General features: G+C 67.1%; 2 protein-coding genes. Both read right to left on the reverse strand.

All coding sequences use genetic code 11. From position 1 onward, the window contains the following. On the reverse strand, nucleotides 1-1,319 hold a 1,319-nt coding region (locus DYI24_RS24895), incomplete at its 3' end, for a 5'-3' exonuclease (protein ID WP_283810896.1). Nucleotides 1,320-1,537: 218 nt separating this feature from the next. Beyond that, on the reverse strand, nucleotides 1,538-2,522 hold a 985-nt coding region (locus DYI24_RS24900; RefSeq protein ID WP_164574229.1), incomplete at its 5' end, for a sulfide/dihydroorotate dehydrogenase-like FAD/NAD-binding protein.

Genomic DNA, 2,522 nt, shown 5'->3' on the forward strand with positions numbered 1-2,522 from the left:
TCCAGCGCCACCACGCCGGAGTCGTGGATGCGGGTGATGACAGCGTGCAGCTCGTCCAGCGTGCGCAGCGTCTTGTAGGCGGTGCGGTCGACCGCGATCTTGCGGGCGGCCTCGGCCCGCGCCGCCACCAGCGTCTCCGGCGACAGCACGACGCCCGGCTTGCCGTCGCGGCCTCGGCCCGCATTGAAAGGACCACCTGGCCCGGCTTGTGGCGCGCTCCCTCCCCCGCTTGCGGGGGAGGGGTGGGGTGAGGGCTCTTGCCCCGCAAACAGGTCTCCGCTCGCGGCAACGCCGCTCCTCGCCAGCGGCGGCACCGCCGACTTCAGCGCCGTCTCCGCCTCGACATCCGATGGATCGATCTGGGCATATTCGGCGACGCGCCGCGTCAGCGTGGTGAATTCCATCGCCTTGAGGAACGCCACCAGCTTGCGCGCGTCCGGCTCGTGCACCGCGAGCTCGGCCAGCGGCACGTCGAGCTTCACATGGTCGTCGAGCAGCACCAGCTTGCGCGAAATCCGCGCCTTCTCGGCGTTCTCGATCAGCGCCTCGCGCCGCTTCGGCTGCTTGATCTCGGCGGCGCGCGCCAGCAGCGTGTCGAGGTCGCCATATTCATTGATCAGCTGCGCCGCGGTCTTGATGCCGATGCCCGGGACGCCCGGCACGTTGTCAACGCTGTCGCCGGCCAGCGCCTGGACCTCGACGACCTTGGCCGGCGGCACGCCGAATTTCTCGATCACCTCGGGCACGCCGATGCGGCGGTCCTTCATGGTGTCGTACATCACCACGCAGTCGGTCACGAGCTGCATCAGATCCTTGTCGGACGACACGATCGTCGCCGTCGCCCCGGCCTCGCAGGCCTCGCGCACGTAAGTGGCGATCAAATCGTCGGCCTCGAAGCCGGACTGTTCCAGGCACGGCAGATCGAACGCCCGCACCGCCTCGCGGATCAGGCCGAATTGCGGGATCAGATCTTCCGGCGCCGGCGGCCGGTGCGCCTTGTATTCGGGGTAGAGCGCGTTGCGGAAGGTGACTTCCGACTTGTCGAAGATGATGGCCAGATGCGTCGGCCGGTTCTCCGGCGGCATGTCGCGCAGCAGCTTCCACAGCATGTTGCAGAAGCCGAGCACGGCATTGACCTGCAGCCCGTCGGATTTGCGGTTCAGCGGCGGCAGCGCGTGATAGGCGCGGAAAATGTAGGACGAGCCGTCGACCAGGAACACATGGTCGCCCTCGCCGGGCGGCTTGACGCCGGCCGGGGCAGGGGGCGTGGCGGAGGAAGCGGCAGGCGCCGCGGCGGCGGATTTGGTCGTTTTCGGCATGGCCGCAACTTAAGGCGTCCGGCGGCGTTTGGCACCCCTTTCCAGCCACCAGATCCGCCGGGGACGCCAACGAAAAAGGCCGGGCGAAACCCGGCCATTTCAGCGAAAGCCTCTCGTCCGTCATTGCGAGGAGCGAAGCGACGAAGCAATCCAGCTCGGTGCACGGAGCTGGATTGCTTCGCTTCGCTCGCAATGACGATGTCGCGAAAGTTGGTGCCCTACACGAACCCGTGCTTCTTCTTGCTCTCCAGTTCCTGCGTCTTGAACTGGTTGAAGCGGGGCAGGAACTTGTCCCAGTCGATGATGTGGGCGTCGATTTCCGGGCCGTCGATGCAGGCGTGCTTGCGGACCATCTTGCCGTCGATGGTCACCGGCACCATGCAGGCGCCGCACATACCCGTCGCATCCACCATGATCGAGTTGAGGCTCGCCACGGTCTTGACGCCATACGGCTTGGTGAGGTCGGAGACCGCCCGCATCATCAGCGGCGGGCCGATCGCCACCACCTCGGCGATGGTGCGGCCTTTGCCTTCCTGGTTGGCCTTCATCATCTCCTCGAGCGGGCCGGTGACGAAGCCTTTGACGCCGTAGGAGCCGTCATTGGTGGTGTAGATCAGCGACAGCTGGTCGCCGAACTCCTTCTTCAGCTTGCCGACGCGCTCGTCGTCGCCGGTCCAGAACAGGAACTCCTTGGCGCGGAAGCCGGAGATCAGCGTCACGTGGTTGCCGAGCCGCAGGTGCTCGCGCATGATCGGATACACCGGCGGCAGGCCGACGCCGCCGGCGCAGAACACCACGGTCTGGTTGCCTTCGTAGCGATGCAATTCGCTGGCGCGGCCGAGCGGGCCGGCGATGCCGGAGAACGCATCGCCGATCGCCATCCGGTTGATCTCGAGCGACGAGGTGCCCATGCCCTGCACGACGAGGTCGATGGTGCCTTTGTCGGCGTCCCAATCGGCCAGCGTCAGCGGGATCAGTTCGCCCTTCTCCCACGGCAGCACGCGGACGAACTGGCCGGCCTGGGCCGAGCGCGCCACCATCGGGGCCCGCACGGTGAACTCGACGATGCCGCCGGCCAGCGGCACCTTGTTGACGATGGTCTGCGCCACCTGGCCGAGCTCGGTGTACTTCGCGGCGCGTTCGACGCGGTCCTTGATCTCGGCCGGCGTGAACGGAATCCCGCCGACGATCCCCCGCGCCGCC

This window comes from Rhodopseudomonas sp. BR0C11 (genome assembly GCF_010820945.1).
Taxonomy (GTDB): domain Bacteria; phylum Pseudomonadota; class Alphaproteobacteria; order Rhizobiales; family Xanthobacteraceae; genus Rhodopseudomonas; species Rhodopseudomonas palustris_H.